The sequence below is a fragment of the Brevundimonas mediterranea genome (genome assembly GCF_014196125.1).
Taxonomy (GTDB): Bacteria; Pseudomonadota; Alphaproteobacteria; order Caulobacterales; family Caulobacteraceae; genus Brevundimonas; species Brevundimonas mediterranea.
The window spans coordinates 123,665-146,144 of the sequence record NZ_JACIDA010000001.1 but is presented as its reverse complement, the minus strand read 5'-3'; the positions used below and the strand labels follow the sequence as shown (position 1 = coordinate 146,144).

The following is a 22,480-nucleotide window of genomic DNA, read 5'->3' as shown; positions in this document are numbered from 1 at the left end:
AGCGACTATGCGGGTCATCGAGATCGAAGGCGGTTCAGGACCGGCCGAGGCGCTGCGGCTGGCGGACCGGCCCGACCCTGTGGCCCGCGCCGGCGAGGTGATGATTCGGGTTCACGCGGCGGGAATCAATAGGCCGGACCTGTTGCAGCGAAATGGCGTCTATCCGCCGCCGCCGGGGGCTTCGGACATCATGGGGCTGGAAGTCGCCGGCGAGGTCGAGACCGTGGGCGAGGGCGTGACGCGCTGGGCCGTCGGCGACCGGGTCTGCGCCCTGCTGGGCGGAGGCGGTTACGCCGACAGGGTCGTGGTGGACGCCCGGCATCTGCTGCCGATCCCGGATGGACTGGACTATGTGCAGGCGGCGGTCCTGCCCGAGACGGTCTTCACCGTCTTCGCCAATGTGTTCGAGGCGGGCGGGCTGAAGGCGGGCCAGACCCTGCTGATCCACGGCGCGACCAGCGGCATCGGCGTCACCGCCATCCAGATGGCCAAGGCCGCCGGCGCGACGGTGATCTCCACCTCGCGCGGGGCGGACAAGACCGCCGCCGCACGCGCCCTGGGCGCCGACGTCAGCCTCGACGCCAAGACCGACGATCTGGCCGCCGCCATCGCCGAGGCGGGCGGGGCCGATGTGGTGCTGGACATGGTGGGGCGGGACTACGCCGAACTGAACCTGAAGGCGCTTAAGGCCGGCGGGCGCTGGGTGGTCATCGCCTCGCTGTCAGGGTCCAAGGTCGAGATCGACCTGATGCGGGTGATGCTGAAACGGCTGATGCTGACCGGCTCGACCCTGCGTAGCCGTTCAGCCGACGAAAAGGCCCGGTTGACCGCCGCCGTGGAGGCGACGGTCTGGCCCTGGGTGGTCTCGGGCGCGGTCCGGCCGCCGGTGCAGGCGACCTTCCCGCTGGAGCGCGCCGCCGACGCCCATCGCGCGCTGGAGGCGGGCGATCACGTCGGCAAGTTCGTGCTGACGGCCTAGTAGCGACCGCCCCGCACCGGGCGCATCGACGAGATGCTGTCGTTGAAGCCCCCGCTCAGATTGCGGATGTCGCCTTCGACGATGCGGCAACGGCCCCGGAACTCGGCGTCGGTGCAGACTTCCCAGCGCCCCTGGACGCGGACCGAGCTGATCCGGTCGTTGAACGGGGTGCGGCCCAGATTGCGGTCTTCGTCGACGAACTCACGCGAGGCGCCGCGGAAGTTCGAATTCTCGTAGACGGTGATGGACGAACGGCCCCAGCCGCCGTTGCCGCCGTTCCAGCCGCCGCCATTTCCACCGTTCCAACCGCCGCCGTCGCCGGATCCGGGCCGACCGGGCTGGCGATCCTCGTAGTCGCCGCGGAACCGGCCGCAGACGAGCAGGCCGTTGTCGTTGTTGATTTCCTCATCGCCGCAGCGCGCCAGCTCGATCGAGGTGCCGCGAATCTGGCCGCGCATGTCGCGGCAATCGGCGTACAGGCGGCCCCGGTGCGTATAGGCCTCGGTGCAGGACCGGGCGTAGCTGCCGCGCGGCGCGACCCGCTGTGCAGTGATGTCCTGGCCCGAAGCCAGGGCTGCGGCCATGGCGGCCCCAAGCAGAATGGACATGGTGTTTCTCCTCTCCCAAAGGCGAAAGCCTCTACTACCGCGAAGGTTGCCCCGGCGCACATGAACCTTGGCTGTACATGAATGTTCGGCGGCGTTTTCTTTTCAGGCGAATAGGCCTATATCGAAACCATAAGCGCCCGGTCGAAAGGCCGGGCGCCGTCGTATCCAACGCCAGCCGAACCCCTATTCGGCGGCCCACCATTCCGGGACGAACGCCCCATGAGCGACATTCTTATGCCGAAGGCCACTGCGGTCTGGCTGGTCGACAACACCTCCCTCAGCTTCGAGCAGATCGCGGACTTCTGCGGCCTGCATCCGCTGGAAGTGCGCGGCATCGCCGACGGCGACGTGGCCCGCGACATCCGCGGCGTCGATCCCGTCACCGGCGGTCAACTGACTCGCGAAGAACTGGACAAGGCCCAGGCCGACGAGAACTATCGCCTGAAGGCCATCGTCAGCCGCCACGCTGAACTGATGAAGTCGGCCAAGCCGGCGCCGAAATACACCCCGGTTTCGCGTCGCCAGGACCGCCCGGACGCCATCGCCTGGTTCGTGCGCAACCACCCGGAAGTGACCGACGCCCAGATCGCCAAACTGCTGGGCACCACCAAGTCCACCATCGAAAGCGTGCGCAACCGCACCCACTGGAACAGCGCCAACATCAAGCCGGTCGATCCCGTGACCCTGGGCCTGGTCGGCCAACTGGTGCTGGACGAAATCGTCAAGAAGGCCGCCGACAAGAAGACCAAGGACGACCTGAAAAAGGGCGGCGGCACCATCCAGCCGGTGGAAGAGGTCGAGGCCGAACCCGAGTTCGTGCCGGAAGCCCGCCAGCGTCCCGGCGCCGAACCGACCGCCGCCTCGGTGTTCGGCACCAAGGACTGATCCTGCTTCCGTCACCCTCGGGTCAAGCCCGAGGATGACGACTTATAAAAACGGCCCCGGAGATCGCTCTCCGGGGCCGTCGTCGTTTTCCGGAGGTCGTGCGCCCTTAGTGGGCCCGCGCCTCCAGACTGGTGATTTCCTCCTTCAGGCGAAGCTTCTTCTGCTTCAGCGCTCTGACCTGCAACGGATCCGTGGACGGACGGGTGAGCTCCTTCTGGATGGTCTCATCCAGGGTGCGATGACGATTACCCAGTTCGCGAATACGAGCCTCGATGGTCATGGCTTGCGCCTCCTCAGGTTAGGGACCAGTAGAGTGAGCGCCCGGTTAGGCAGGCTGTGGAATCACATTCCAGTGACAGCCGGTCTCGCCGGACCCACGGAGGCTGACCCTTAAAATGGTCCATGATGTGAACGGAGCCATACGGAACCCTCCTTATCGGCTGGTCGTAGGAATTTCAGGAGCTTCCGGAGCGATTTATGGCGCACGGGTGCTGGACGCCCTGAAGGATCTCGGCGTCGAGAGCCATCTGGTGGTGACCAAGGCGGCCCTGCTCACATTGTCGCAGGAGACGGATCTTTCGCCGGCCGAACTGACCGAGAAGGCGACCGTCGTCCACAAGATGGCCGATGTCGGGGCCACCATAGCGTCGGGGTCGTTCAAGACCCTGGGCATGATCATCGCTCCCTGTTCGGTGAAGACGATGAGCGAGATCGCCACCGGCGTGACCTCGTCCCTGCTGACCCGCGCCGCCGACGTGACGCTGAAGGAACGTCGGCCCCTGGTGCTGATGGTGCGCGAGACGCCCTTCCACCTGGGCCATCTGCGGACCATGACGGCCCTGACCGAGATGGGCGCGATCATCGCCCCGCCCCTTCCCGCCTTCTACGCCCGCCCGGCCTCGATCCTGGAGATGGTGGACCAGTCGGTCGGCCGGACCCTGGACCTGTTCGGTCTCGATTGGAGCGGCGTGCGACGCTGGGAGGGTCTGAAGTGACTGTCCTTCAATCCACATCCCTGTGGGACTGGGCAGTCGCCGCCTATGCCGCGCCGGGCGTCAGCGAGGCCTGCGTCGCCTTGCAGGACAATCACGAGCAGAACGTGCCGGTCCTGCTGTGGTCCGCCTGGATCGCCGCCACGGGGCGAAATCCGGACGCCGAGACGATCGAGGCCGCCTGCGACACCGCCCGCGCCTGGGACAGCGTCGTCGTGGCGCCGCTGCGCGCGATCCGCCGCACCCTGAAGGCGCCGATCCCCGACATCGACGACGCACCGCGCCAGGCCGTGCGCGACCGCGTCAAGGCGCTGGAGCTGCTGGCGGAGCGCCATCTGCTTGAGGCCTTGGAGGCCCTGGCGTCGGAGGCGCCGACCGGCTCGCCTCGCCCCCTTGTCGAGGCCCTGGTCGCGACGGCGCGGGTCTGGGCCCAGGTTACGCCGCGTCCCGCCCTGATCCGGCTGGCCGACGCCCTTCCGGCCTGAGACGCCGGTGGCTATAATCGCTTCGGGGATTGCATGATGAATGACGACGTTCCGGAATACAGCGAGGAAGAGGCGGCGCTTCACGCCCGCGTCAAACTGCTGCGCCTCGAACATTCCGACCTTTCCGCCTCCATCGAGGCCCTGACCGAGGCCGCCGTGCCCGACCAGCTGATGATCGCCCGGCTGAAGCGCAAGAAGCTGGCCATCAAGGACGAGATCGTGAAGATCGAGGACCAGATCCTGCCCGACATCATCGCCTGACCCGTTCGGCGGATTGCGCCGAGCGTGGAGGATTGATAACGACTCGCAAAATAACGAGGACGATCATGGCGACTGCAAGCACCGGCTGGGACGCGCGTTACGCCGCAACCGACGACTATGTGTTCGGCACGGCCCCCAGTCGCTTTCTGCTGGACCATGCGAAGGTTCTGACACCGGCCAGCCGGATTCTCGCGCCCGCGGACGGCGAGGGTCGCAACTCCGTGTATTTGGCGTCTCTGGGCCACGACGTCGTGGCGACCGACATCTCGCCGTCCGGCCAGGACAAGGCGCGAAGCCTGGCTCGGGAAGCGGGGGTGGAGGTTGATTTCAGGGTGCAGGATCTGCAGGACTGGGCTTGGCCCCAGGCCGCCTATGACGCCGTCGTCGCTGTCTTCATCCAGTTCGCCGACCCTGATTTCAGACACCAGATTTTCGAGGGCATGAAGAGGGCCGTCAAACCCGGCGGCTTGATCCTGCTGCACGGCTATACCCCGCGCCAGATCGAATACGGCACCGGCGGTCCGCCCCAGGTGGACTACCTCTATACGCCGGAGCTGTTGCGCCAGGCCTTCGGGGATTTCGAGATCGAGACGCTGGACGCTTATGACGCCGATCTTCACGAAGGTTCGGGCCACCATGGCCGCTCGGCCCTGATCGATCTGATCGCACGCCGTCCCCTGGGCTGACGCTCTGCGACCATCCGCCGCCAGACGACGGCCCAAAAGTCGCCCCAGCCGCCGGGCATAAGCCGGCCTCCCCTGGGACGGCCGCCGCGAGACCGCGCCGCCGCGCCTTCAAATCCAGAGCGTGAATACGCTGGAGACGCCGCCGAATGCGACGCCTGCTGACCGACGCGCCCCTGGCGCGCTGCAAGACCCTTCTGATCCACTCCGGCCAGACGGTCGCCTTCGCCGCTGTGGCCGTACTGGCCGCCGCCGCCGCCCCCGGCGTGACGCGCGAAACCCCGCCGCCCGCCCTGGCCGCCGCTCCCGTGGCCCCGCCGGTCAAGGCCCAGGTCGAGGCCCCCGGTCCGGTGATGCGCCAGATCGTCTTCTCGGCCCCGGTGCGCGGCTATGCGATCAACTCGCCCTATGGCCTGCGCAAACTGGCGATCGAAGCCCGCGCCCGCGCGCACAAGGGCGTGGACATCGCCGCCCCTAAAGGCACGACCGTCTTCACCGCCGCCGAGGGCCGGGTCGTTCGCACCGGCTATGACGCCGGCGGCTACGGCAATTTCATCGAGGTCCGCCACCCCAACGGCCTCAGCACCGTCTATGGCCATCTCAGCCGTATCGACGTGGCCAGCGGCGACGCGGTCACGCCCGGCCAGCGCATCGGCCTTGTCGGCTCCACCGGCTATTCCACCGGTCCCCACCTTCATTTCGAGGTCCGCCGCAACGGCGGCCAGGTGAACCCGACCAAGGTCATGGGCCGACATTTCGACGTCGCGGTGAAGGCCAAGGCCTGATCGAAACCGGCCTGTTTCCAGAGCCGGACGCCACTCTCGATTGCCGCTGGCCTCTCCGCCCTGGCTCTTGCTAGGCTGACTGCAACTGTGGGGGAGACAAGATGACGGCGGCGTTGACGCTGGAAAGCGTAAGCAAGCGGTACGGCGGGTTCGACGCCGTGCGCGATCTGAGCTTCCAGGTGCCCAAGGGGTCGATCTGCGGCTTTCTGGGCCCGAACGGGGCGGGCAAGACCTCGACCCTGCGGATGATCCTGGGGCTGCAGGAAGCGAGCGCGGGGCGGATCGATATTCTGGGCGCGCCCAACGGGCGTTCGGTGCGGGATCGGATCGGCTTCCTGCCAGAGGAGCGCGGCCTCTACAAGAAGATGACCCCGGTCGAGGCCATCGCCTTCTTCGGCGCCCTGAAGGGCCTGCCGATGAACGAGGGCAAGAAGCGCGCGAAACTGCTGCTGGAGCAGCAGGGCCTGGGCGCGGCGCAGAAGAAGAAGATGAAGGAGCTGTCCAAGGGGATGGCCCAGAAGGTCCAGTTGATCGCGGCCGTGGTCCACAAGCCCGAGTTCGTCATTCTGGACGAGCCTTTCTCCGGCCTGGATCCGATGAACCAGCAGGGGCTGGAAGAGATGATCCGGGGGCTGGCGGCGGACGGGGCCACCGTCCTGTTCTCCACCCATGTGATGCAACACGCCGAACGGCTGTGCGACAAGGTCGTGCTGCTGGCCCGGGGCAAGAAGGCGTTCGAGGGCTCGGTAGACGAGGCCAAGGCCACCTCGCCGCGTTTCCTTGATCTGAACGGCGCCATCACGCCCGAGGCTGCGGCGGCCCTGCCCGGCGTGGCGGGGGTCGAGACCCTGTCCGATCAGGATGGGGTGCGGCGGCTGAAGATCGCCCTGGCGCCCGGCGCGGGCGGCCAGGAGACGCTGAAGGCGGCCTTCCTGAACGGGCTGGACGTGCGCGGCTTCGCCCTGAAGGAGCCCACGCTGCACGACGCCTTTATCGGCCTGACCGGCGACCATCCCGATCAAGCCGTCACCCCTTCGGAGACGGCCCAATGAAACGCACCCTGCTGATCGCCCGGCGCGAATATGTCGCCTATGCCAAGACCGTCGGTTTCTGGCTGTCGCTGCTGGCCTTCCCGCTGTTCGCCGTCCTGGGGGGCGGCATTCCCCTGCTGATCCGCTCGGCCGAACCGATCAAGGTCGTGGCCGTGATCGAGGAAGGTCCGGCCGCCACCGGCCTGGCCACCGCTGTGCGCGCCTCGCTCCAGTCCGATCTGGACCGCCAGACCGAACGGCTGCGCGAAGCCGCCGAAAAGGGACAGGCCGGCGCCGGCCGCGCCGTCGCCTCCATCAGCGGTCCCAAGATCCGCCTGGTCGCCCCGCCGCCCGCCATCGCCGAGGCGACCGGCCCGGCCCGCGACGCCGCCATCAAGACGGCCCTGGACAAGGAGACGCCGAAGGACCGCCGCCTGGACGCGGTCGTCTTCCTGAGCCGCGTCGACGGCAAGCCCGCCGCCCAGGTCTGGACCGGCCGCGCCAATGACAACGACGTCTCCGGCTTCATTCGCGGCGCCCTACGCGACGCCCGCCGCACCGAACTGCTGACCGCCGCCGGGGTCGCCCCGGCCGTGGCCCAGGAGGTGCAGAGCTTCCGCCCCGAGGTGAAGGCCTTCTCGCCCAACGCCGCCAGCGGGGGCGAGGTCTCGATGCGCGACCGCATCCCCTCCTTCATCGGCCTGGCCGCCGGCTTCCTGCTATGGTCCCTGGTCATCACCGGGGCCTCCATCCTGCTGAACAGCGTGATGGAGGAGAAGTCGAACAAGATCCTGGAGGTCCTGCTGTCGTCGGCCTCGGCGACCGAAATCCTGACCGGCAAGGTGCTGGGCGTGGCGATGCTGACCCTCAGCGTGCTGGTGGTCTGGGGCGGGATCGGAACGTTCGGCCTGGTGTCCGCCTCGCCCCAGACGGCGGCGACGGTCGGACAGGTGCTTATGCACGACGGCCTGGTCTTCTATTTCATCGCCTATATGGTCGGCGGCTATCTGATGTACGCGGTCCTGTTCGCGGCCATCGGCGCCTTCTGCGAGACGCCGCGCGACGCCCAGACCCTGATGGGACCGATCATGATGATCCTGGTCGTGCCCATGCTGGTCATGCAGATGGCCCTGACCAGTCCCGACGCGCCGGTGGTCAAGGTCCTGTCGTGGATTCCCTTCTTCACCCCCTTCCTGATGAGCGCCCGCGCGCCCAGCGATCCGCCTCTGGTCGAGATCGTCCTGACCCTGATCGGCATGTTCGCCACCGCCGCCCTGATGGTCTGGATCGCCGGCCGCGCCTTCCGGGCCGGCGCCCTGTCGGACGTCAAACTGAGCTGGAAGAGCTTCGGCCGAGCCATCACCGGCCGGGGCTGAGCACGCCACGCGGCCTCGTCCCCGCTTTGCAGGGACGAGGCAAAGAAAAAGGCCGCCTCCTTGCGGAGGCGGCCTCGAATCTTTTGGCCTGAGCCTGAGCCTTAGCGGCTGCCGCCAGCGGCGCCGGGGCCGGGAACCCGCGGCTTCGGCGGGGGCAGCAGGCCTTCGCGCTGAGCGCGCTTGCGGGCCAGCTTACGAGCGCGGCGGACAGCTTCGGCCTTTTGACGGGCGCGCTTTTCCGACGGCTTTTCGTAATGCACGTGGCGCTTCATTTCACGGAAGCTGCCTTCGCGTTGCATCTTCTTCTTGAGGGCTTTCAGCGCTTGATCGACGTTATTATCGCGAACGAAAATCTGTACCAGGTTGAACTCTCCTTTGGCCGCCCGCCGCGTCCTGTGAGGGAGACGGGCGAACAAAATAAAATTGTCTTCCGAAAGTCGGGCTCCCGGATGAAGGCGCGCTGATACACGAGCCGCCCCATTCTGTCCAGTTCGTCGCAACCATTCTTCGAGGCTCGAAAGCCCGATGAGACGGGCGTATGATCCACCCATGACACAGAACGACGATTGGGCCGACCGGACCGAACAGACCGTGCTGGATGCGGCCGTCTCGCGCGCGCCCGCCCTGGGCTGGAACGCCCGTCTGGTGCGGGAAGCCTGCGAGGCCTGCGGCCTGTCGCGCGGCGACGAGGAACTGCTTCTGCCCAATGGCGCGCGCGATCTGGCCGCCCTGCTCTCGCGCCGCCATGACGCCCGTGCGCTTGAGGCCCTGGCCGTAATCGACGCCAAGTCCTTGAAGATTCGCGACAGAATCGCCCGCGCCGTGTCCGAGCGGATGGAGGCCGGCGCCGCCGACCTGGAGGCGACCCGTCGCTGCGCCGCCTTCCTGGCCTTGCCGACCAACGCAGACCTGGGGCTGAAACTGGCCTGGGAGAGCGCGGACCACCTGTGGCGCTGGGCCGGCGACGAGACCACCGACTGGAACCACTATTCCAAGCGCACCATCCTGTCGGGCATCCTGATCCCGGCCCTGACGATGCGCTGGTTCGACGGTCGCGAGCCGGCCGAGGCCTTCGTCGCGCGCCGAATCGAAAACGTCATGGCCTTCGAGAAATGGAAGGCCGGGAAAGATTTCGAGGCGCCGTTCCGCAAGGTGACCGACGCCCTGAGTCGGATGCGGTACGGGGCGAAGGACCAGCCGGCGTCCTGATTCGCGCGCCGGTCCGGTCGAAGCCGCCTGCCCCAATCCAGACAGCAAAACGGCCCCCGGATCGCTCCGAGGGCCGTTCTGTTACGCGACTAGGTCAGACTATCGATTACTCGATGATCTTGGCGACGACGCCGGCGCCGACGGTGCGGCCGCCTTCACGGATGGCGAAGCGCAGGCCCTGGTCCATGGCGATCGGGGTGATCAGTTCGACGTTCAGCTCGGCGTTGTCGCCGGGCATGATCATTTCGACGCCTTCCTTCAGGTGAACGATGCCGGTCACGTCCGTGGTGCGGAAGTAGAACTGCGGGCGATAGTTGGTGAAGAACGGGGTGTGACGGCCGCCCTCTTCCTTGGTCAGGATGTAGGCTTCGGCCAGGAACTTGGTGTGCGGGGTGATCGAACCCGGCTTGCACAGAACCTGACCGCGCTCGACGTCTTCACGCTTGGTGCCGCGCAGCAGAACGCCGACGTTGTCGCCCGCTTGACCCTGGTCCAGCAGCTTGCGGAACATTTCGACGCCGGTGCAGGTCGTCTTCTGGACCGGACGGATGCCGACGATCTCGACTTCTTCACCGACCTTGACGATGCCCTTTTCGACGCGGCCCGTGACCACGGTGCCGCGGCCCGAGATCGAGAAGACGTCTTCGACCGGCATCAGGAAGGGCAGGTCGACCGGACGTTCCGGCTGCGGGATATAGGCGTCGACGGTTTCCATCAGGGCCAGAACGCGCTGTTCGCCGATTTCCGGGTTCACGCCGTCGGTCGCGGCCTTGGCCGAGCCCTTGGTGATCGGAATGTCGTCGCCCGGGAACTGATACGAGCTCAGCAGCTCGCGCACTTCCATCTCGACCAGCTCGAGCAGTTCTTCGTCGTCGACCAGGTCGACCTTGTTCATGAAGACCACCAGGGCCGGCACGCCGACCTGACGGGCCAGCAGGATGTGCTCACGCGTCTGCGGCATCGGGCCGTCAGCAGCCGAAACCACCAGGATCGCGCCGTCCATCTGAGCGGCGCCCGTGATCATGTTCTTCACATAGTCGGCGTGGCCGGGGCAGTCGACGTGGGCGTAGTGACGGTTGGCCGTCTCATATTCCACGTGCGCGGTGTTGATCGTGATGCCGCGCGCCTTTTCTTCCGGCGCAGCGTCGATGTCCGCATAGGCCATCGCCTTGGCGCCGCCGGCCTTCGCCAGCGTCATCGTGATCGCCGCCGTCAGCGTCGTCTTGCCGTGGTCAACGTGGCCGATCGTGCCGATGTTGCAGTGCGGCTTCGTGCGTTCGAACTTTTCCTTGGCCATGGCCAAACTCCTGATGGCCCGGGTTGAGGGGCGCGATGCTGATCAAAAAACCTGGAGCGGGTAGACGGGATCGAACCGACATCCTCAGCTTGGAAGGCTGCTGCACTACCATTGTGCTATACCCGCGCGGAGACTGCGGAAGTTCTTTGGGAACGCCGCAGCCGGTTCCTCTCCGTCGTCCTGATCCATCGTATCCGTCAAGGCGCGTGGTGGGGGAAGAAGGACTCGAACCTTCGAAGCTTACGCAGGGGATTTACAGTCCCCCCCCTTTGCCACTCGGGACATTCCCCCAGCGCGCCTTGTCGAACCGATGGACCCCTCGTTCCGCCCTTAATCAAGCGGGACGAAACAAAAGCCTTCGGCTTGTCGCCTCCTCTAGGATAGAGGGGGCGCCCAGACCCGAAAGCCCTTGGGGCTCCAAATCGGAGGGCGTCTTATAGTGTCGTCGAAAACAGAACGCAACGACCGTAAAAGCGGTAAAAAACCGGTCTTCGGAAACCGGTCTTCCGGCCCGCGCGAAAAGGGCCAAAAGCCCGTCGCACAAGGCTTTTCCAGCCGCGAGGAGCCCCCTCGCGCGCCTCGTTCGGCGGACCGGAGCAAGTCCGACGCCGATAATTTTCTCTGGGGCCGTCATCCGGTCCTGGCCGCGCTGGCGAATCCCGCGCGTCGCGGCATGGGCCGGTTGCTGGCCACGGCCGAGCGCGCCGCCGAGATCGAACAGGGCCAGCTGGCCCACGGCCACAAGATCGAGGTCGTCGAGGTTCAGGCCCTGACCCGGATGCTGCCTGCCGGCGCCGTCCACCAGGGCCTGGCCTTCAAGGTTCAGCCGCTGGAGGGCGTTTCGCTGGAAGAGCTGGCCGAACCAGCCCAGGGCGTCATCGTCATGCTGGACCAGCTGACGGATCCCCAGAACGTGGGCGCCATCTTCCGATCGGCCCTGGCCTTCGGCGCGCGGGGCATCGTCGTCCAGGACCGCCACGCCCCCGCCCTGGCCGGCGCCCTGGCCAAGGCGGCGGTCGGCGCGACCGAACGCCTGCCCCATGCGCGCGTGACCAATCTGTCGCGCGCCCTGGAGCGACTGGCCGATCTGGGCTGGCGCGCCGTCGGCCTGGACGGCGCCGGCGAACAGACGCTGGAAGAGGCGCTGGACCGCCAGCCGACCGTTCTGGTCATGGGCTCCGAAGGCGACGGCATCCGCCGCCTGGTGGCCGAACACTGCGATGTCCTGGCCAAGATCCCCATGCCCGGCGGATTCGAGAGCCTGAACGTCTCCAATGCGGCCGCCGTCGCGCTTTATGAGGCGACGCGCGCGCAACGCGGCTGACAGACGGCCGGACCGGCGTTAAGGAGCGGACATGGAATTTCTCTCGTCTCCCGAACTCGCCAGCCAGGCCACGGCGCTGGGCCAGGTCCTGCTGATGGACCTGGTCCTCGCCGGCGACAACGCCGTCGCCGTGGGCCTGGCCGCCGCCGCCCTGCCTCAGGATCAGCGCAAGAAGGCCATTCTGATCGGCCTGGCCGCCGCCGTCGTCATGCGCATCGGCTTCGCCCTGATCACGGTCCAGCTTCTGGCCCTGGTCGGCCTGCTGCTGGCCGGCGGTCTGCTGCTGCTGTGGGTCTGCTGGAAGATGTGGCGAGAACTGCAGGAGCAGCGCACCCACGACCAGGCCGAGGCGGAGAAGGAGCTCGAGCTCGCCATGAGCATCGAGCACGGCACCGGCCCCTCGCCCGAAGAACTGGGGCTCAAGCGCAAGTCGTTCGGCGCCGCCCTGCTGCAGATCATGGTCGCCGACATCACCATGTCGCTGGACAATGTGCTGGCCGTCGCCGGCGCCGCCCACGATCATCCCTGGATCATGGTCTTCGGCCTGATCCTGTCGATCGCCCTGATGGGCGTCGCCGCCACCTTCATCGCCAAGCTGCTGCACCGCTACCGCTGGATCGGCTATATCGGCCTTGTCGTGGTCCTGTATGTCGCCCTCCACATGATCTGGGACGGCGCCCGTCAGGTGGTGGTCCGCACCGGTCATATGGATGAGTTCAACGCCTCCGCCCCGGCCTTCATCGAGATCAGTCCCGAGGAAGCCGCCAAACACCTGGGCCACAAGCGCACCGAGACCAGCCCGACCCCGGCCCCGGCCGAACCCGCCGCGCCGGCGCCGGCGCCCCCGGCATGACCGTCGCCACGGTCGATGTCGAAACGGCCGCCGCCTGGCTGCGCGCGGGCGAGGCCGTTCTGATCGACGTGCGTGAGGCGGACGAGTTCGCCGCCGCCCGCATCGACGGCGCGATTCTGGCCCCCCTCAGCGCCATGCCCGCCGCCTGGGAGGCGCTGGACCTCCCGGCGGATCGCCGGATCATCGTCATGTGCCTGCGCGGCGGCCGCAGTCACCAGGTCTGCGCCTTCGTCGGCCCGACCGGCCCCGAGGGCCAGCCCCTGTTCAACCTGACCGGCGGCATCCAGGATTGGCGCGCCGCCGGTCTGCCGATCGTCGAGGCCTAGGCCGCTTCGGAATACTGGTCGAACGCCCTCAGGGCGTCGGCCGCGTACATCAGGGCCGGCCCGCCGCCCATATAGACGCACATCGCCATGGCCTCGGCGATCTCGTCGCGCGTGGCTCCCAGATCCTTCAGCGCCTTGGCGTGGAAGCCGATGCAGCCGTCGCACCGCTGCGTCACCCCGATGGACAGGGCGATCAGTTCCTTGGTCTTCTTGTCCAGCGCCCCCTCGGCCGTCGCCGTCTTCGCCAGTTCCGAAAAGGCCTGCATCGGCCCTGGCTGCAGCCGGCGCAGTTCGCCGATGTAGGTCGAGATGTCGCGTGTCAGCGCCGCATAGTCCTTGGCCAAGACGGCCTCCTTTTCAATTTATATTTTTATGATATGACATAGGCATGGAATGTAAAGACGCGACATCGGTGGAATTGTCCCACGCTCTTCCGCCGCGCGTGGACGACGCCTCCGCCTTTCTGAAGGGTCTGGCCAATCCGCACCGGCTGCTGATCCTGTGCGCCCTGGCCCAGGGCGAACGGAACGTCTCGACCCTGATCACCGAAACGGGCGTGGCCCCCGCCTCCATGTCGCAGCATCTGTCCAAGCTGAAGGACGAGGGGGTGGTGGACTTCCGCCGCGACCACCGCACCCTGACCTATTTCATCGCCCATCCCGCGACGATCCAGATCATGGCCGTGCTGTACGACCATTTCTGCGCGCGAGACGAAGCCTGACCAGGCGCGGCCTTCACCGCGCCGGCGGCGCTCTCTCCAAGAGGAGAGTCAAATCCGGGGTCCCTGCCTTCACGGGCAAGGGGAGTTCTATTTAGTCCGCGCCGCCGAACCGTTCGGACCATTCCGCCACCTGGGCGTCCTCGATCTTGGCGAACAACACCCCCTGGGCCGCCACAGCCTGACCGACGGCCAGACTGTTCAGCACATCCTCGTCCGCGCCCGGCCAAGTCAGGTTGGTCGATCCGACCGACGCCGCGATCTTCTCGGCCGAGAAGGGCAGGATCGGCGCCGCCAGACGGGCGAACAGGGCCACCAGATTCAGCCCGGTCCGCACGCCCACCGCCGCCCGGTCGCGATCGGTCTTCAGCGCCGTCCAAGGCGCCGCGACCTGCAGATATTCGTTGCCCAGCACCCAGACGGCGCGCAGGGCCTGGGCCGCCTTGCGGAACTCCATGGCCTCGAACTGTTCGGTCGCCTCGGCGATCCCCGCCTTGATGTCGGCTTCCAGCTGGATCTCGACCGGACCGGCCTCGCCCCCCTCGGGCACGACGCCGTCGAACTTGGACTCGGCGAATTTGACGATCCGGTTGACGAAATTGCCCAGCACATCGGCCAGGTCCTTGTTGGTCGAGGCCTGGAAGTCCTCCCAGGTGAAGGCCGAATCCGCGTGCTCAGGCCCATAGGCCGTCAAGCGCCAGCGCCAGTAGTCGGCCGGCAGTAGCTCCAGCGCCTGATCCATGAAGACGCCGCGCTTCTGGCTGGTCGAGAATTTGCCGCCGTACCAGTTCAGCCAGTTGAAGGCCTTCAGTTGATCCACCGTCTTCCACGGCTCGCCCGAGCCGATGATGGTCGCCGGGAAGCTGACGGTGTGGAAGGCGACATTGTCCTTGCCCATGAACTGGACATAGCGGACGTCCTCGGCCCCCTCGTCCAGACGCCACCAGTCGCGCCACGACCCGCCGGTCGCCTCGGCCCATTCCTCGGTCGCGGCGATATATTCGATGGGGGCGTCGAACCAAACGTAGAAGACCTTGTCTTCCATGCCCGGACGCGGGAAGCCGTCCTTCAGCACCGGGACGCCCCAGGCCAGGTCACGGGTGATGCCCCGGTCGATCAGCCCCTCGTCCAGATGCTTGTAGGCGATGGACTTGGCCAGCAACTGCCAGCCGCTCTTGCCATCGACCCAGGCGCGGATCTGGGGCTCGATCTTGGTCTGCAGCAGATAGAGGTGACGCGTGTCGCGCACCTCAAGGTTCTTGGACCCCGACACCGACGAATACGGGTCGATCAGGTCGGTCGGATCGAGCAAGCGTCCGCAATTGTCGCACTGGTCGCCGCGCGCGCCGACATGGCCGCAGTGCGGGCAGGTGCCCTCGACATAGCGGTCGGGCAGGAAGCGGGCGTCGTCGATCGAATAGATCATCCGATCCACCCGCTCCTCGATCAGGCCGTTCTTCTCCAGCGCCTCGGCGAAATGCTGGGTCAGACGATGGTTCTGCGGGTTGGACGACCGGCCGAACCAGTCGTAGCTCAGGCCGAAGGCCTGACCGGCGGCCTTCTGGATCTCGTGCTGCTCGTCGCAATAGGTCCGCACGTCCTGGCCGGCGGCGGCGGCGGCCAGCTCGGCCGGGGTGCCGTGCTCGTCGGTGGCGCAGATATAGAGGACCTCATGGCCCTGGGCCCGCTTGAACCGCGCCCAGACGTCGGCCGGCAACATCGAGCCCGCCAGATTCCCCAGGTGCTTGATGCCGTTGATGTAGGGCAGCGCCGAGGTGATGAGGATGCGGGCCATGATCGTCCAGGAGTTCGGGGAAGCGCAGGGATATAGAGAGCGGAAGCGGCGACGTCACCTCTCCCTCCCCTACATGGGGAGGGAGATTCTAGGGCAGGCGCCGCGCCACCCTGACGAACCGCCCGGTCAGTAAGACAGACGAGGCCAGGCTGGCGATCACCACCGCCCAGACCAGACCGTCGACGCCCATCCGGTGCGCCAGAATCCAGCCCAGCGGCATCATCACCGCCCCATAGGCCACGAAATGCATGATGGTGGGCCACCAGACGTCGCCCGCCGCGCGGTTCGCCTGGGCCGCCACCACCTGGATTCCGTCCGCGACGAAGAACAGGGTCGCCAACACCAGGGCCGGGGCGGCGATGGCCAGCAGCACCGGATCGCGATTGTAGGCGCCCACGATCAGATGCGCGCTGGGCCACACCAGCAGGGCGACGATAAAGGTCATGGCGGTGACCACCCCCAGCCCGACCAGACCCGCCCGCAACACCCCTCGCCCGTCGCCCCCCCCATAGCTGCGCCCCACCAGCACCGCCGTCGCCGACGAAAGGCCCATGGGCAGCATGAAGACGATGGCCGAGACGTTCAGCACCACAGCCCAGGCCGCCGTCTCGGCGGCGCCGATCTGGCCGGCGAAGAAGGTGAAGCCGGAAAAGGCCCCGACCTCGATGAAATAGGACGCGCCGGCGCCCAGGCCGACCTTGACCTGTTCGCGCGCCGCCTTGGGGTCGCGTTCGGGCTTGTCGAACACGCCCAGCGCCCGCGCCTCGGGCAGGCGCAGGATATAGACCACCAGGAAGATCGCCAGGGCCGCCCGCGCCCCGAACGTCGCCCAGGCCGAGGCGAACGCGCCGTCGAAGCCCAGGCCCAGCAGGTCCGGCACCAGCACGATATTGAGCGCCAGGTTGACCCCGTTCGCCACCCACATGGCCACCATGCCGGGCTTGGGCCGTCCCAGGGCCTCCAGGAAGAACTGGCCCGTCACCGAGATCAGATAGAAGGGCATGGACAGGGCGAAGACCACCAGGGCCGGCCCCGCCCCCTCGGCCAGTCCGTCCTCCAGCCCGATCTTGCCCAGCCCCCACGGCCCCACGGCGATCAGGGCGATCATCGACACGACCCCGATCTGCAGCGAATAGGTCATGCCCCGGCGCAGCACCGATCCGACCGCGTGCCGCCGGCCCTCGCCCAGCATCCGCGCGGTCATCACCTGGACGCCCAGCATCAGGCCCACCGCCGTCGTCACCACGATCGAGGTCGGCGCCCAGGCCAGCGAATGAAACGCCAGTTCCTTGCTGGAGAAATTCCCCACCACGATGGCGTCCGTCAGCCCCATGGTCATGATGCCGATCCGCGCCAGGATCACCGGCCATGCCAGGTGCAGCAGGTCGCGAAAGGCGGAACGGGTCTGGAAACTGAGCGCGATCATCGGAGCCGGCACAGGCCACGCCCGACCGCCCCGGTCAACACCCAAAAACCGTGTGGCTCTGGCCTACCAGGCGCCCAGTTCGCGAAGCTGGCGCACCAGTTCCTCCGGCGCCTCGCCCGCGTCGAGGTCGGTCAGATCGACCGGCGCGTCCTTGGGCTCGAAATAGCGCCAGCCCTGGAAAGGCCGGCGCGCCATCGGCGCCGTGCGAACGACCTTGGGCTCCAGCGTGATCTCGCACCGGCTCTGCTTGCCCTCGCCCAGGGTGGCGATGTCGAGCACGGGCTGGCGGCAGACGATCACGCCCTTCACCACCCAGTACAGCGATCCGCCGTCCTCGATCTCGGGCGCGCGTTTCGGCGTCATCCGGGTATGGACCACCAGCGGCCCGCCCTTGGCCGCACGGGCCTCCAGCCAGTCGACGTCGGGAACCCCGACGCCCAGTTTGATCATGTGAAGCGGCATGGCGCCCACGTAGTCGCCCTTATCCGCCTTGGCCAGATTCTTTAACGACGAAGCCGGATCATGGCCCGCGCGCTACCGGACGCCACGGAACCAGTATGTACGGATTGATCACGCGACTGACCGCATACCCGGGTCGCCGCGACGAACTCGCTCTGCTCCTGATGGACCCCGCCGTCAGGAAGCACGGCTGTCATTCCTATATCGTCGCGCACGATCTGGTCGACGCCGACGTCCTGTGGGTCACGGAGGTCTGGGTCGATCAACCGACCCATCTGTCGTGGAGCGAAGATCTGCGTCAAAGCGGCGCCTGGCGTCCGATCTACGGCCTGATGGCCAAGATGGACGACTCGATCCTGACCCGGCCGCTGGGCGGTCTCGGGCTTTAGTCCGCCGCCTTCACCACGGCCAGCACGGCCGCCTCGACCACCTGATCGCCCACAGCCGCCACATGCTCGACGACCCCGTCGAAGGGCGCCGTCAGGGCGTGCTCCATCTTCATCGCCTCCAGCACGACCACCGGCTGGCCTTTGGTCACGACGTCGCCCGCCTTGACCGGCGCAGCGGCGACCTTCCCGGGCATGGGGGCGCGGAGAGAGCCGTCTGAGATGGCGCCTGCCGCCCCGCTTCGCGGCGCGCGACGCGACACCTCATAGGCGTCACCCTGATAGAAGACGACGAAGCCACCATCAATTTCCGGGCCGTAACGGACTACTGGTCGGCCGTTCAAGTAACCTCCCTGATGCGCCACACCGTTGATGAAGAAGATGTGCTGCGTCACCGAGGGCGCATTGAGGCGAAAGCCGACCGCGCCGTACTCAGTGTCCCAGGAATCCGCCGGATTCACAGATCTGGAACGCCACAGCAGATCGCTGGCGTTGTTAATGACGGTTTTGGAAGGTTCGGGGGCGGACAGCGTCCCCTCCTCCGCCGCGATGAACCCCGTATCCACATCCCCCGTCACGAAGCGCGGATGGTCCAGGCACCGTTTCAGGAAGCCCGCATTGGTCTTGACCGGCCAGACCTCGACCTCGCCCGCCGCCTCGGCCAGCCGCGCCGCCGCCGCCTCGCGCGTATCGGCATGGACGATCAGCTTGGCGATCATCGGGTCGTAGAACTGGCTGACCTCGCCGCCCTGTTCCACGCCCGTATCGACCCGGATTCCTTCGGGCATGACGAAATGCTCCAGCCGACCGATCGACGGCAGGAAGCCGTTCGCTGGATCCTCGGCATAGAGGCGCGCCTCCATGGCCCAGCCGTTCAGTTTGATTTCGTCCTGTTTCAGCGGCAGAGGCTCGCCCGCCGCGACGCGGAGCTGCCATTCGACCAGATCGACGCCAGTCACGCTCTCGCTCACCGGATGTTCGACCTGCAGCCGGGTGTTCATCTCCATGAACCAGATTCCGTCCGCCTTCAGCCCGTCCGAGGCGTCGGCGATGAATTCGATGGTCCCGGCCCCGACATAGTTGACCGCCTTGGCCGCCTTGATCGCCGCCCCCGTCACGGCGGCCCGCACGGCCTCGCTCATGCCCGGGGCCGGCGCCTCTTCGATCACCTTCTGGTGGCGGCGTTGCAGCGAACAGTCCCGCTCGAACAGGTGGACGACATCGCCGTGCCGGTCCCCGAACACCTGCACCTCGATATGGCGCGGGCGGGTGATGTAGCGTTCGATCAGCACCCGGTCGTCGCCGAAGGCCGCGGCCCCCTCGCGCTTGGCGCTGGCCAGACCGGCGGCGAAGTCGGCCGGATCATCGACGCGTTTCATCCCCTTGCCGCCACCGCCCGCCACCGCCTTGATCAGCACCGGATAGCCGATCCGCGCCGCCTCGGCCGTCAGGGTCGCTTCCGACTGGTCCGCGCCCTGATAGCCCGGCGTCACCGGCACCCCGGCCTGGATCATCAGTTCCTTGGCCGCGTCTTTCAGCCCCATGGCCCGGATCGAGGCCGGGTCCGGCCCGATCCAGATCAGACCCGCCGCTGCAACAGCTTCCGCAAAGTCCGCGTTTTCGCTCAGGAATCCGTAACCGGGATGGATCGCCTCCGCCCCCGTCGCCTTGGCCGCAGCCAGCACCTTGGCGCCGTCCAGGTAGGATTCGCGCGCCGCCGCCGGCCCGATCCGCACCGCCTCGTCGGCCTCGCGCACATGCAGGGCCTGGGCGTCGGCCTCGGAATAGACGGCGATGGTGCGTAACCCCATCCGCTTGGCGGTGCGGAAGACACGACAGGCGATTTCGCCGCGATTGGCGACCAGGACGGACTTGAACATGACGCGTTCTTAGCCGGATCGTCCACGCCTGCACAGCCGTTCTCCCTCCCCTTCATGGGGAGGGACGGCGGAGCGCAGCGGAGCCAGGGTGGGGCGGTCATGGCCATTTCGCTCGCGCCCTCTCGGACCCCACCCCGATCGCTCCGCGATCGCCCCTCCCCAAAATGGGGAGGGAGAGTTTCCGTCTCGCTCTCGACCCGCTATCCCTCCCCCATGTCCCTGCGCCCCCTCTTCGTCACCCAGGTCTATGAAGCCTCCCTCGCCGAGGGCCGAGGCTGGGCCGAGTTCAACGAACAACTGATCGACGTCGTCCGCATGATGGCCGAGGAGGACGCGGCCGGCCGCCGCTGGTGCCGCGACAACGCCTATCGCGGCTACACCTCCTACGCCTCGCTGAATGACCTGCCCCAGCGTTTCCCCGAGTTCGCCGAGCTGAAACGCCACCTCGACCGGCACGCCGTCGCCTATGCCAAGGCGCTGAATTTCGACCTGGCGCGCAAACCCCGGCTCGACAATCTGTGGGTCAACATCCTCAAGCCCGGCGGCGGTCACACCGGCCATATCCACCCCCACGCCTTCCTGTCGGGCACCGTCTATATCGACATCCCCGACGGCGCCTCGTCGCTGAAACTGGAAGACCCCCGCCTGCCCTTCATGATGGCCCGCCCCTCCGTCACCGAAGACGCGACCGAGGCCGAACGCCCCTTCGTCTATCTGACGCCCCGCCCCGGCACGATCCTGATGTGGGAAAGCTGGCTGCGCCACGAGGTCCCGACCAACCAGGCCAGGTCCGACCGCATCTCGATCAGCTTCAACTACGCCTAGCCGATGATCCTCGGCCTCGCTCGCAGCCATGCCGCTTCGCTGGGTTCGGCCTACGGCCTGACTTCGCTCGCGCATCTGTTTGGCCAGCTCTATCCGTTGATCACCGCCTTCGCCATCGACGGAGTGCTGCGCGGCGACTTCCGACCGATCATAGCCTTGGGCGCCTGGCATCTTCTGATGATGGCGCTCGAAGTGGCGGCGAAGATGTATGATACCCGCGTCTTCACGCGAGTTTATACTGACCTCGCCGGCCGGTTCGTTGAACGCGCCCACGCCGAAGGGCTTCCCCCCAGCCTGATTACCGCGCGCGCCATCCTGTCGCGCGAATACATAGACTTCCTGGAAAAGGACGTCCCCGGCGCTTTAACCTCAGCCATAGGTTTGATCACAGCCATGGCGGTGCTGATCTCGCTGGATCATGTAATTGGCCTCATCTGTTTGGGCCTGATCTTCCCACTGACAATCATCAACATGGGACTCGGGAAACGCGCCGTCGCACTGAACCGCGGGCTGAACGACCGGTTGGAACGCGAGGTGGCCCTGCTAGGGCGAGGCCGGCCGACCACCGTACGTCGCCATTTCGAGGCCTTGGCTCAGTGGCGGATTCGTCTTTCGGATTCCGAGGCGCGAGCCTTCGGTTTGATGGAGCTTAGCGTAGTCGTGCTAATCGGCGCCGCACTTTGGAGGCTATCCCTCGGCGACGCCGTCCAGGTCGGCGCTGTCTATGCGATCTTCTCCTACGTCTGGCGGTTCGTCATCGCCCTAGATCAGGTTCCCGTTACTGTGCAGCAGATCGCCAAACTCAAGGATCTCGAGCGGCGCATGAATCAGGTTCCGACTTACGCCTGATCAGCCGTTGCCTAAAACAACCCTAGGGCAGCATGCAGGCCGCGTTGGTGCGCCAAGCCATGCGTCATGAGACCGTTATCGATCCACAGTCTGACTAGGAGCTGCGGGACGGTAAAGATGGCTGGAGCAGGCGTCGGCGGCGCCGACTTCGGCGCTCCAACTGTCACAATGACGCTGGTCGAAATCTGACGATTTCAACTGGTTCCGCTTTTCTCGCCCCGACTTCCGCGCCGGGGTTTCTGCACCCCCTATAATCACTCCCGGTCTCGTCGCTTGGAGGGCTCGTAAGGCCTGCGACCTTGCGGCGGCGGGAGCGGATGGAACGGGAGCGGGGGTGAAATCCCTCCGCGCCGACGGCGACACATGGTGCGCCGCCGGAGGGTCGAGGGGGATACTCGGCCGCACTCGGGACAGGGTTCGCAGACCCTGCCGACCCGTCGCAGGCTTATGGGGTTAGGCGATAAGACCGCCACCGCTCGGCGCCCCGAGCTTGCAGGCCAACCTTCCGCGCGGGGCGTCAAACCTTCGTCGAAACGGTACTCAACACTCCAAACTCCGGGCGAAGGCCCGGCGCCCCGCCCAGCCCTCCATAACTTCGCAGCGAAAGCGCGGGGACGATTAGTCGCGTCCGGTCTTTCTCAACAGCCTGTCCCGCGCCGCATTGACCCGCGTCGCCAGGCCCTCGGTTCCGCCCTGGTCGGGGTGGGCGCGGCCCATGGCCTTTTTCCAGGCCGTACGGATCTCGGCCTCGGTCGCGCCGGGACGCACGCCCAGAACGGCGCGGGCGTCGGCCTCGCTGATCGGTTCGGATCGCACCACGGGCCGGATGCGCGACGACCAGGCCAGATACAGCCCCGCCGCCGCCAGCACGCCCGCCCACAGCCAGGCGCCGCGAAACGCCGACAAGGCGCCTCCGGCCAGCAGCACCGATCCCAGCAGGGTCGCCGTCACACGCCAATGGGCCCGGCCGCGCCGCTCGGTCTGGCGGCCCAGCCGCACCAAGGCCCAGACGGCGATCGCCGCCAGGGCCAACCAGATCAGGCCCATA

At 66.9% G+C, this 22,480-nt stretch carries 27 protein-coding genes and 2 tRNA genes; 17 read left to right on the top strand and 12 right to left on the bottom strand.

Annotated features, from left to right (window positions below; translation table 11 throughout):
• The first annotated feature begins 7 nt into the window (after positions 1-7).
• Positions 8-979: an NAD(P)H-quinone oxidoreductase gene (locus GGR11_RS00760; protein WP_183196330.1), complete on the top strand. Its 972-nt coding sequence runs from the start codon at positions 8-10 to the stop codon at positions 977-979.
• On the opposite strand, the gene GGR11_RS00755 is transcribed toward GGR11_RS00760, so the two are convergent.
• Positions 976-1,587, bottom strand: a complete 612-nt coding sequence (locus tag GGR11_RS00755; protein WP_183194902.1) for a beta/gamma crystallin-related protein — start codon at positions 1,585-1,587, stop codon at positions 976-978. The two genes, GGR11_RS00760 and GGR11_RS00755, sit on opposite strands and share 4 nt — an antisense overlap.
• Positions 1,588-1,806: 219 nt before the next feature.
• Here GGR11_RS00755 and GGR11_RS00750 point away from each other — a divergent pair, with 219 nt between their 5' ends.
• On the top strand, positions 1,807-2,472 hold the full coding sequence (locus GGR11_RS00750; protein ID WP_008263868.1) for a DUF1013 domain-containing protein: 666 nt from the start codon (positions 1,807-1,809) through the stop codon (positions 2,470-2,472).
• Between the two features lie 106 nt (positions 2,473-2,578).
• Here GGR11_RS00750 and GGR11_RS00745 read toward each other — a convergent pair whose 3' ends face one another.
• On the bottom strand, positions 2,579-2,752 hold the full coding sequence (locus GGR11_RS00745) for a YdcH family protein (RefSeq protein WP_183194900.1): 174 nt from the start codon (positions 2,750-2,752) through the stop codon (positions 2,579-2,581).
• Between the two features lie 115 nt (positions 2,753-2,867).
• On the opposite strand from GGR11_RS00745, the gene GGR11_RS00740 reads away from it, so the two are divergent.
• The 7 genes from GGR11_RS00740 (at position 2,868) to GGR11_RS00710 (ending at position 8,085) form a co-directional block, all read left to right on the top strand.
• The gene (locus GGR11_RS00740; protein ID WP_183194898.1) at positions 2,868-3,467 is read left to right on the top strand and encodes a UbiX family flavin prenyltransferase; all 600 of its coding nucleotides are present in this window, start codon (positions 2,868-2,870) and stop codon (positions 3,465-3,467) included.
• On the top strand, positions 3,464-3,949 hold the full coding sequence (locus GGR11_RS00735) for a TIGR02444 family protein (protein WP_183194896.1): 486 nt from the start codon (positions 3,464-3,466) through the stop codon (positions 3,947-3,949). The genes GGR11_RS00740 and GGR11_RS00735 overlap by 4 nt, the downstream gene beginning before the upstream one ends.
• A gap of 36 nt (positions 3,950-3,985) precedes the next feature.
• A complete protein-coding gene (locus GGR11_RS00730; protein WP_183194894.1) occupies positions 3,986-4,210 on the top strand; it encodes a YdcH family protein in 225 nt (74 codons plus the stop codon).
• Positions 4,211-4,275: 65 nt separating this feature from the next.
• Entirely contained in the window at positions 4,276-4,896 is a 621-nt protein-coding gene (locus GGR11_RS00725; protein WP_183194892.1) for an SAM-dependent methyltransferase, read from the top strand.
• Between the two features lie 146 nt (positions 4,897-5,042).
• Positions 5,043-5,678, top strand: a complete 636-nt coding sequence (locus GGR11_RS16840) for a M23 family metallopeptidase (RefSeq protein WP_183194891.1) — start codon at positions 5,043-5,045, stop codon at positions 5,676-5,678.
• Between the two features lie 101 nt (positions 5,679-5,779).
• Positions 5,780-6,730 (top strand): ABC transporter ATP-binding protein, encoded by a 951-nt coding sequence (locus GGR11_RS00715; protein WP_183194890.1) that lies wholly within the window; start codon positions 5,780-5,782, stop codon positions 6,728-6,730.
• A complete protein-coding gene (locus GGR11_RS00710; RefSeq protein ID WP_183194888.1) occupies positions 6,727-8,085 on the top strand; it encodes an ABC transporter permease in 1,359 nt (452 codons plus the stop codon). The genes GGR11_RS00715 and GGR11_RS00710 overlap by 4 nt, the downstream gene beginning before the upstream one ends.
• A gap of 101 nt (positions 8,086-8,186) precedes the next feature.
• Here GGR11_RS00710 and rpsU read toward each other — a convergent pair whose 3' ends face one another.
• On the bottom strand, positions 8,187-8,447 hold the full coding sequence (gene rpsU, locus GGR11_RS00705; RefSeq protein ID WP_035310689.1) for a 30S ribosomal protein S21: 261 nt from the start codon (positions 8,445-8,447) through the stop codon (positions 8,187-8,189).
• Positions 8,448-8,634: 187 nt separating this feature from the next.
• Here rpsU and GGR11_RS00700 point away from each other — a divergent pair, with 187 nt between their 5' ends.
• Positions 8,635-9,294, top strand: a complete 660-nt coding sequence (locus GGR11_RS00700) for a COQ9 family protein (RefSeq protein WP_183194886.1) — start codon at positions 8,635-8,637, stop codon at positions 9,292-9,294.
• A gap of 106 nt (positions 9,295-9,400) precedes the next feature.
• On the opposite strand, the gene tuf is transcribed toward GGR11_RS00700, so the two are convergent.
• From tuf to GGR11_RS00685, 3 genes are all read right to left on the bottom strand, one after another.
• Positions 9,401-10,591: an elongation factor Tu gene (tuf, locus tag GGR11_RS00695; protein ID WP_183194884.1), complete on the bottom strand. Its 1,191-nt coding sequence runs from the start codon at positions 10,589-10,591 to the stop codon at positions 9,401-9,403.
• A gap of 52 nt (positions 10,592-10,643) precedes the next feature.
• Positions 10,644-10,717 (bottom strand) — tRNA-Gly (locus GGR11_RS00690).
• Positions 10,718-10,798: 81 nt separating this feature from the next.
• Positions 10,799-10,882 (bottom strand) — tRNA-Tyr (locus tag GGR11_RS00685).
• A gap of 148 nt (positions 10,883-11,030) precedes the next feature.
• Here GGR11_RS00685 and rlmB point away from each other — a divergent pair.
• From rlmB to GGR11_RS00670, 3 genes are read left to right on the top strand one after another with little or no spacing between them, the layout of a single operon-like run.
• Positions 11,031-11,915: a 23S rRNA (guanosine(2251)-2'-O)-methyltransferase RlmB gene (rlmB, locus tag GGR11_RS00680; protein ID WP_183194882.1), complete on the top strand. Its 885-nt coding sequence runs from the start codon at positions 11,031-11,033 to the stop codon at positions 11,913-11,915.
• Positions 11,916-11,946: 31 nt separating this feature from the next.
• Positions 11,947-12,768, top strand: coding sequence for a TerC family protein (locus GGR11_RS00675; RefSeq protein ID WP_183194880.1), 822 nt, complete (start codon positions 11,947-11,949; stop codon positions 12,766-12,768).
• Positions 12,765-13,094 carry a rhodanese-like domain-containing protein gene (locus GGR11_RS00670; RefSeq protein ID WP_183194879.1) on the top strand — a complete coding sequence of 110 codons (330 nt, stop codon included), beginning with the start codon at positions 12,765-12,767 and terminating at the stop codon, positions 13,092-13,094. Before GGR11_RS00675 ends, GGR11_RS00670 begins: the two co-directional genes overlap by 4 nt.
• On the opposite strand, the gene GGR11_RS00665 is transcribed toward GGR11_RS00670, so the two are convergent.
• On the bottom strand, positions 13,091-13,438 hold the full coding sequence (locus GGR11_RS00665; protein WP_183194877.1) for a carboxymuconolactone decarboxylase family protein: 348 nt from the start codon (positions 13,436-13,438) through the stop codon (positions 13,091-13,093). The genes GGR11_RS00670 and GGR11_RS00665 overlap by 4 nt on opposite strands.
• Before the next feature lie 68 nt (positions 13,439-13,506).
• On the opposite strand from GGR11_RS00665, the gene GGR11_RS00660 reads away from it, so the two are divergent.
• Positions 13,507-13,815 carry an ArsR/SmtB family transcription factor gene (locus tag GGR11_RS00660; RefSeq protein ID WP_287929304.1) on the top strand — a complete coding sequence of 103 codons (309 nt, stop codon included), beginning with the start codon at positions 13,507-13,509 and terminating at the stop codon, positions 13,813-13,815.
• Between the two features lie 91 nt (positions 13,816-13,906).
• Here the strand turns inward: GGR11_RS00660 and metG are convergent, their stop codons facing one another.
• The 3 genes from metG to GGR11_RS00645 form a co-directional block, all read right to left on the bottom strand.
• Positions 13,907-15,607, bottom strand: coding sequence for a methionine--tRNA ligase (gene metG, locus GGR11_RS00655; protein WP_183194875.1), 1,701 nt, complete (start codon positions 15,605-15,607; stop codon positions 13,907-13,909).
• Between the two features lie 88 nt (positions 15,608-15,695).
• Positions 15,696-17,045 (bottom strand): MATE family efflux transporter, encoded by a 1,350-nt coding sequence (locus GGR11_RS00650; RefSeq protein ID WP_343051008.1) that lies wholly within the window; start codon positions 17,043-17,045, stop codon positions 15,696-15,698.
• A gap of 51 nt (positions 17,046-17,096) precedes the next feature.
• On the bottom strand, positions 17,097-17,495 hold the full coding sequence (locus GGR11_RS00645) for a DUF1489 family protein (RefSeq protein ID WP_183194874.1): 399 nt from the start codon (positions 17,493-17,495) through the stop codon (positions 17,097-17,099).
• Positions 17,496-17,590: 95 nt separating this feature from the next.
• Here GGR11_RS00645 and GGR11_RS00640 point away from each other — a divergent pair, with 95 nt between their 5' ends.
• The gene (locus GGR11_RS00640; protein WP_183194873.1) at positions 17,591-17,881 is read left to right on the top strand and encodes a putative quinol monooxygenase; all 291 of its coding nucleotides are present in this window, start codon (positions 17,591-17,593) and stop codon (positions 17,879-17,881) included.
• Here GGR11_RS00640 and GGR11_RS00635 read toward each other — a convergent pair.
• Positions 17,878-19,758 (bottom strand): acetyl/propionyl/methylcrotonyl-CoA carboxylase subunit alpha, encoded by a 1,881-nt coding sequence (locus GGR11_RS00635; protein WP_183194872.1) that lies wholly within the window; start codon positions 19,756-19,758, stop codon positions 17,878-17,880. The two genes, GGR11_RS00640 and GGR11_RS00635, sit on opposite strands and share 4 nt — an antisense overlap.
• A gap of 213 nt (positions 19,759-19,971) precedes the next feature.
• Between GGR11_RS00635 and GGR11_RS00630 the strand changes: the two genes are divergently transcribed.
• A complete protein-coding gene (locus GGR11_RS00630) occupies positions 19,972-20,583 on the top strand; it encodes a TIGR02466 family protein (RefSeq protein WP_183194871.1) in 612 nt (203 codons plus the stop codon).
• A gap of 3 nt (positions 20,584-20,586) precedes the next feature.
• On the top strand, positions 20,587-21,432 hold the full coding sequence (locus GGR11_RS00625) for an ABC transporter six-transmembrane domain-containing protein (protein WP_183194870.1): 846 nt from the start codon (positions 20,587-20,589) through the stop codon (positions 21,430-21,432).
• 618 nt (positions 21,433-22,050) lie between these two features.
• On the opposite strand, the gene GGR11_RS00620 is transcribed toward GGR11_RS00625, so the two are convergent.
• Positions 22,051-22,479, bottom strand: coding sequence for a J domain-containing protein (locus GGR11_RS00620; protein WP_183194869.1), 429 nt, complete (start codon positions 22,477-22,479; stop codon positions 22,051-22,053).
• Position 22,480 lies beyond the last annotated feature (1 nt).

Excerpts from the sequence above, each read along its gene's own strand:
- GGR11_RS00760 (WP_183196330.1), top strand. The coding sequence starts at position 8 with ATGCGGGTCATCGAGATCGAAGGCGGTTCAGGACCGGCCGAGGCGCTG.
- GGR11_RS00755 (WP_183194902.1), bottom strand. The coding sequence starts at position 1,587 with ATGTCCATTCTGCTTGGGGCCGCCATGGCCGCAGCCCTGGCTTCGGGC.
- GGR11_RS00750 (WP_008263868.1), top strand. The coding sequence starts at position 1,807 with ATGAGCGACATTCTTATGCCGAAGGCCACTGCGGTCTGGCTGGTCGAC.
- GGR11_RS00745 (WP_183194900.1), bottom strand. The coding sequence starts at position 2,752 with ATGACCATCGAGGCTCGTATTCGCGAACTGGGTAATCGTCATCGCACC.
- GGR11_RS00740 (WP_183194898.1), top strand. The coding sequence starts at position 2,868 with ATGGTCCATGATGTGAACGGAGCCATACGGAACCCTCCTTATCGGCTG.
- GGR11_RS00730 (WP_183194894.1), top strand. The coding sequence starts at position 3,986 with ATGAATGACGACGTTCCGGAATACAGCGAGGAAGAGGCGGCGCTTCAC.
- GGR11_RS00725 (WP_183194892.1), top strand. The coding sequence starts at position 4,276 with ATGGCGACTGCAAGCACCGGCTGGGACGCGCGTTACGCCGCAACCGAC.
- GGR11_RS16840 (WP_183194891.1), top strand. The coding sequence starts at position 5,043 with ATGCGACGCCTGCTGACCGACGCGCCCCTGGCGCGCTGCAAGACCCTT.
- GGR11_RS00715 (WP_183194890.1), top strand. The coding sequence starts at position 5,780 with ATGACGGCGGCGTTGACGCTGGAAAGCGTAAGCAAGCGGTACGGCGGG.
- GGR11_RS00710 (WP_183194888.1), top strand. The coding sequence starts at position 6,727 with ATGAAACGCACCCTGCTGATCGCCCGGCGCGAATATGTCGCCTATGCC.
- GGR11_RS00700 (WP_183194886.1), top strand. The coding sequence starts at position 8,635 with ATGACACAGAACGACGATTGGGCCGACCGGACCGAACAGACCGTGCTG.
- tuf (WP_183194884.1), bottom strand. The coding sequence starts at position 10,591 with ATGGCCAAGGAAAAGTTCGAACGCACGAAGCCGCACTGCAACATCGGC.
- GGR11_RS00675 (WP_183194880.1), top strand. The coding sequence starts at position 11,947 with ATGGAATTTCTCTCGTCTCCCGAACTCGCCAGCCAGGCCACGGCGCTG.
- GGR11_RS00670 (WP_183194879.1), top strand. The coding sequence starts at position 12,765 with ATGACCGTCGCCACGGTCGATGTCGAAACGGCCGCCGCCTGGCTGCGC.
- metG (WP_183194875.1), bottom strand. The coding sequence starts at position 15,607 with ATGGCCCGCATCCTCATCACCTCGGCGCTGCCCTACATCAACGGCATC.
- GGR11_RS00645 (WP_183194874.1), bottom strand. The coding sequence starts at position 17,495 with ATGCCGCTTCACATGATCAAACTGGGCGTCGGGGTTCCCGACGTCGAC.
- GGR11_RS00640 (WP_183194873.1), top strand. The coding sequence starts at position 17,591 with ATGTACGGATTGATCACGCGACTGACCGCATACCCGGGTCGCCGCGAC.
- GGR11_RS00635 (WP_183194872.1), bottom strand. The coding sequence starts at position 19,758 with ATGTTCAAGTCCGTCCTGGTCGCCAATCGCGGCGAAATCGCCTGTCGT.
- GGR11_RS00630 (WP_183194871.1), top strand. The coding sequence starts at position 19,972 with ATGTCCCTGCGCCCCCTCTTCGTCACCCAGGTCTATGAAGCCTCCCTC.
- GGR11_RS00625 (WP_183194870.1), top strand. The coding sequence starts at position 20,587 with ATGATCCTCGGCCTCGCTCGCAGCCATGCCGCTTCGCTGGGTTCGGCC.
- GGR11_RS00620 (WP_183194869.1), bottom strand. The coding sequence starts at position 22,479 with ATGGGCCTGATCTGGTTGGCCCTGGCGGCGATCGCCGTCTGGGCCTTG.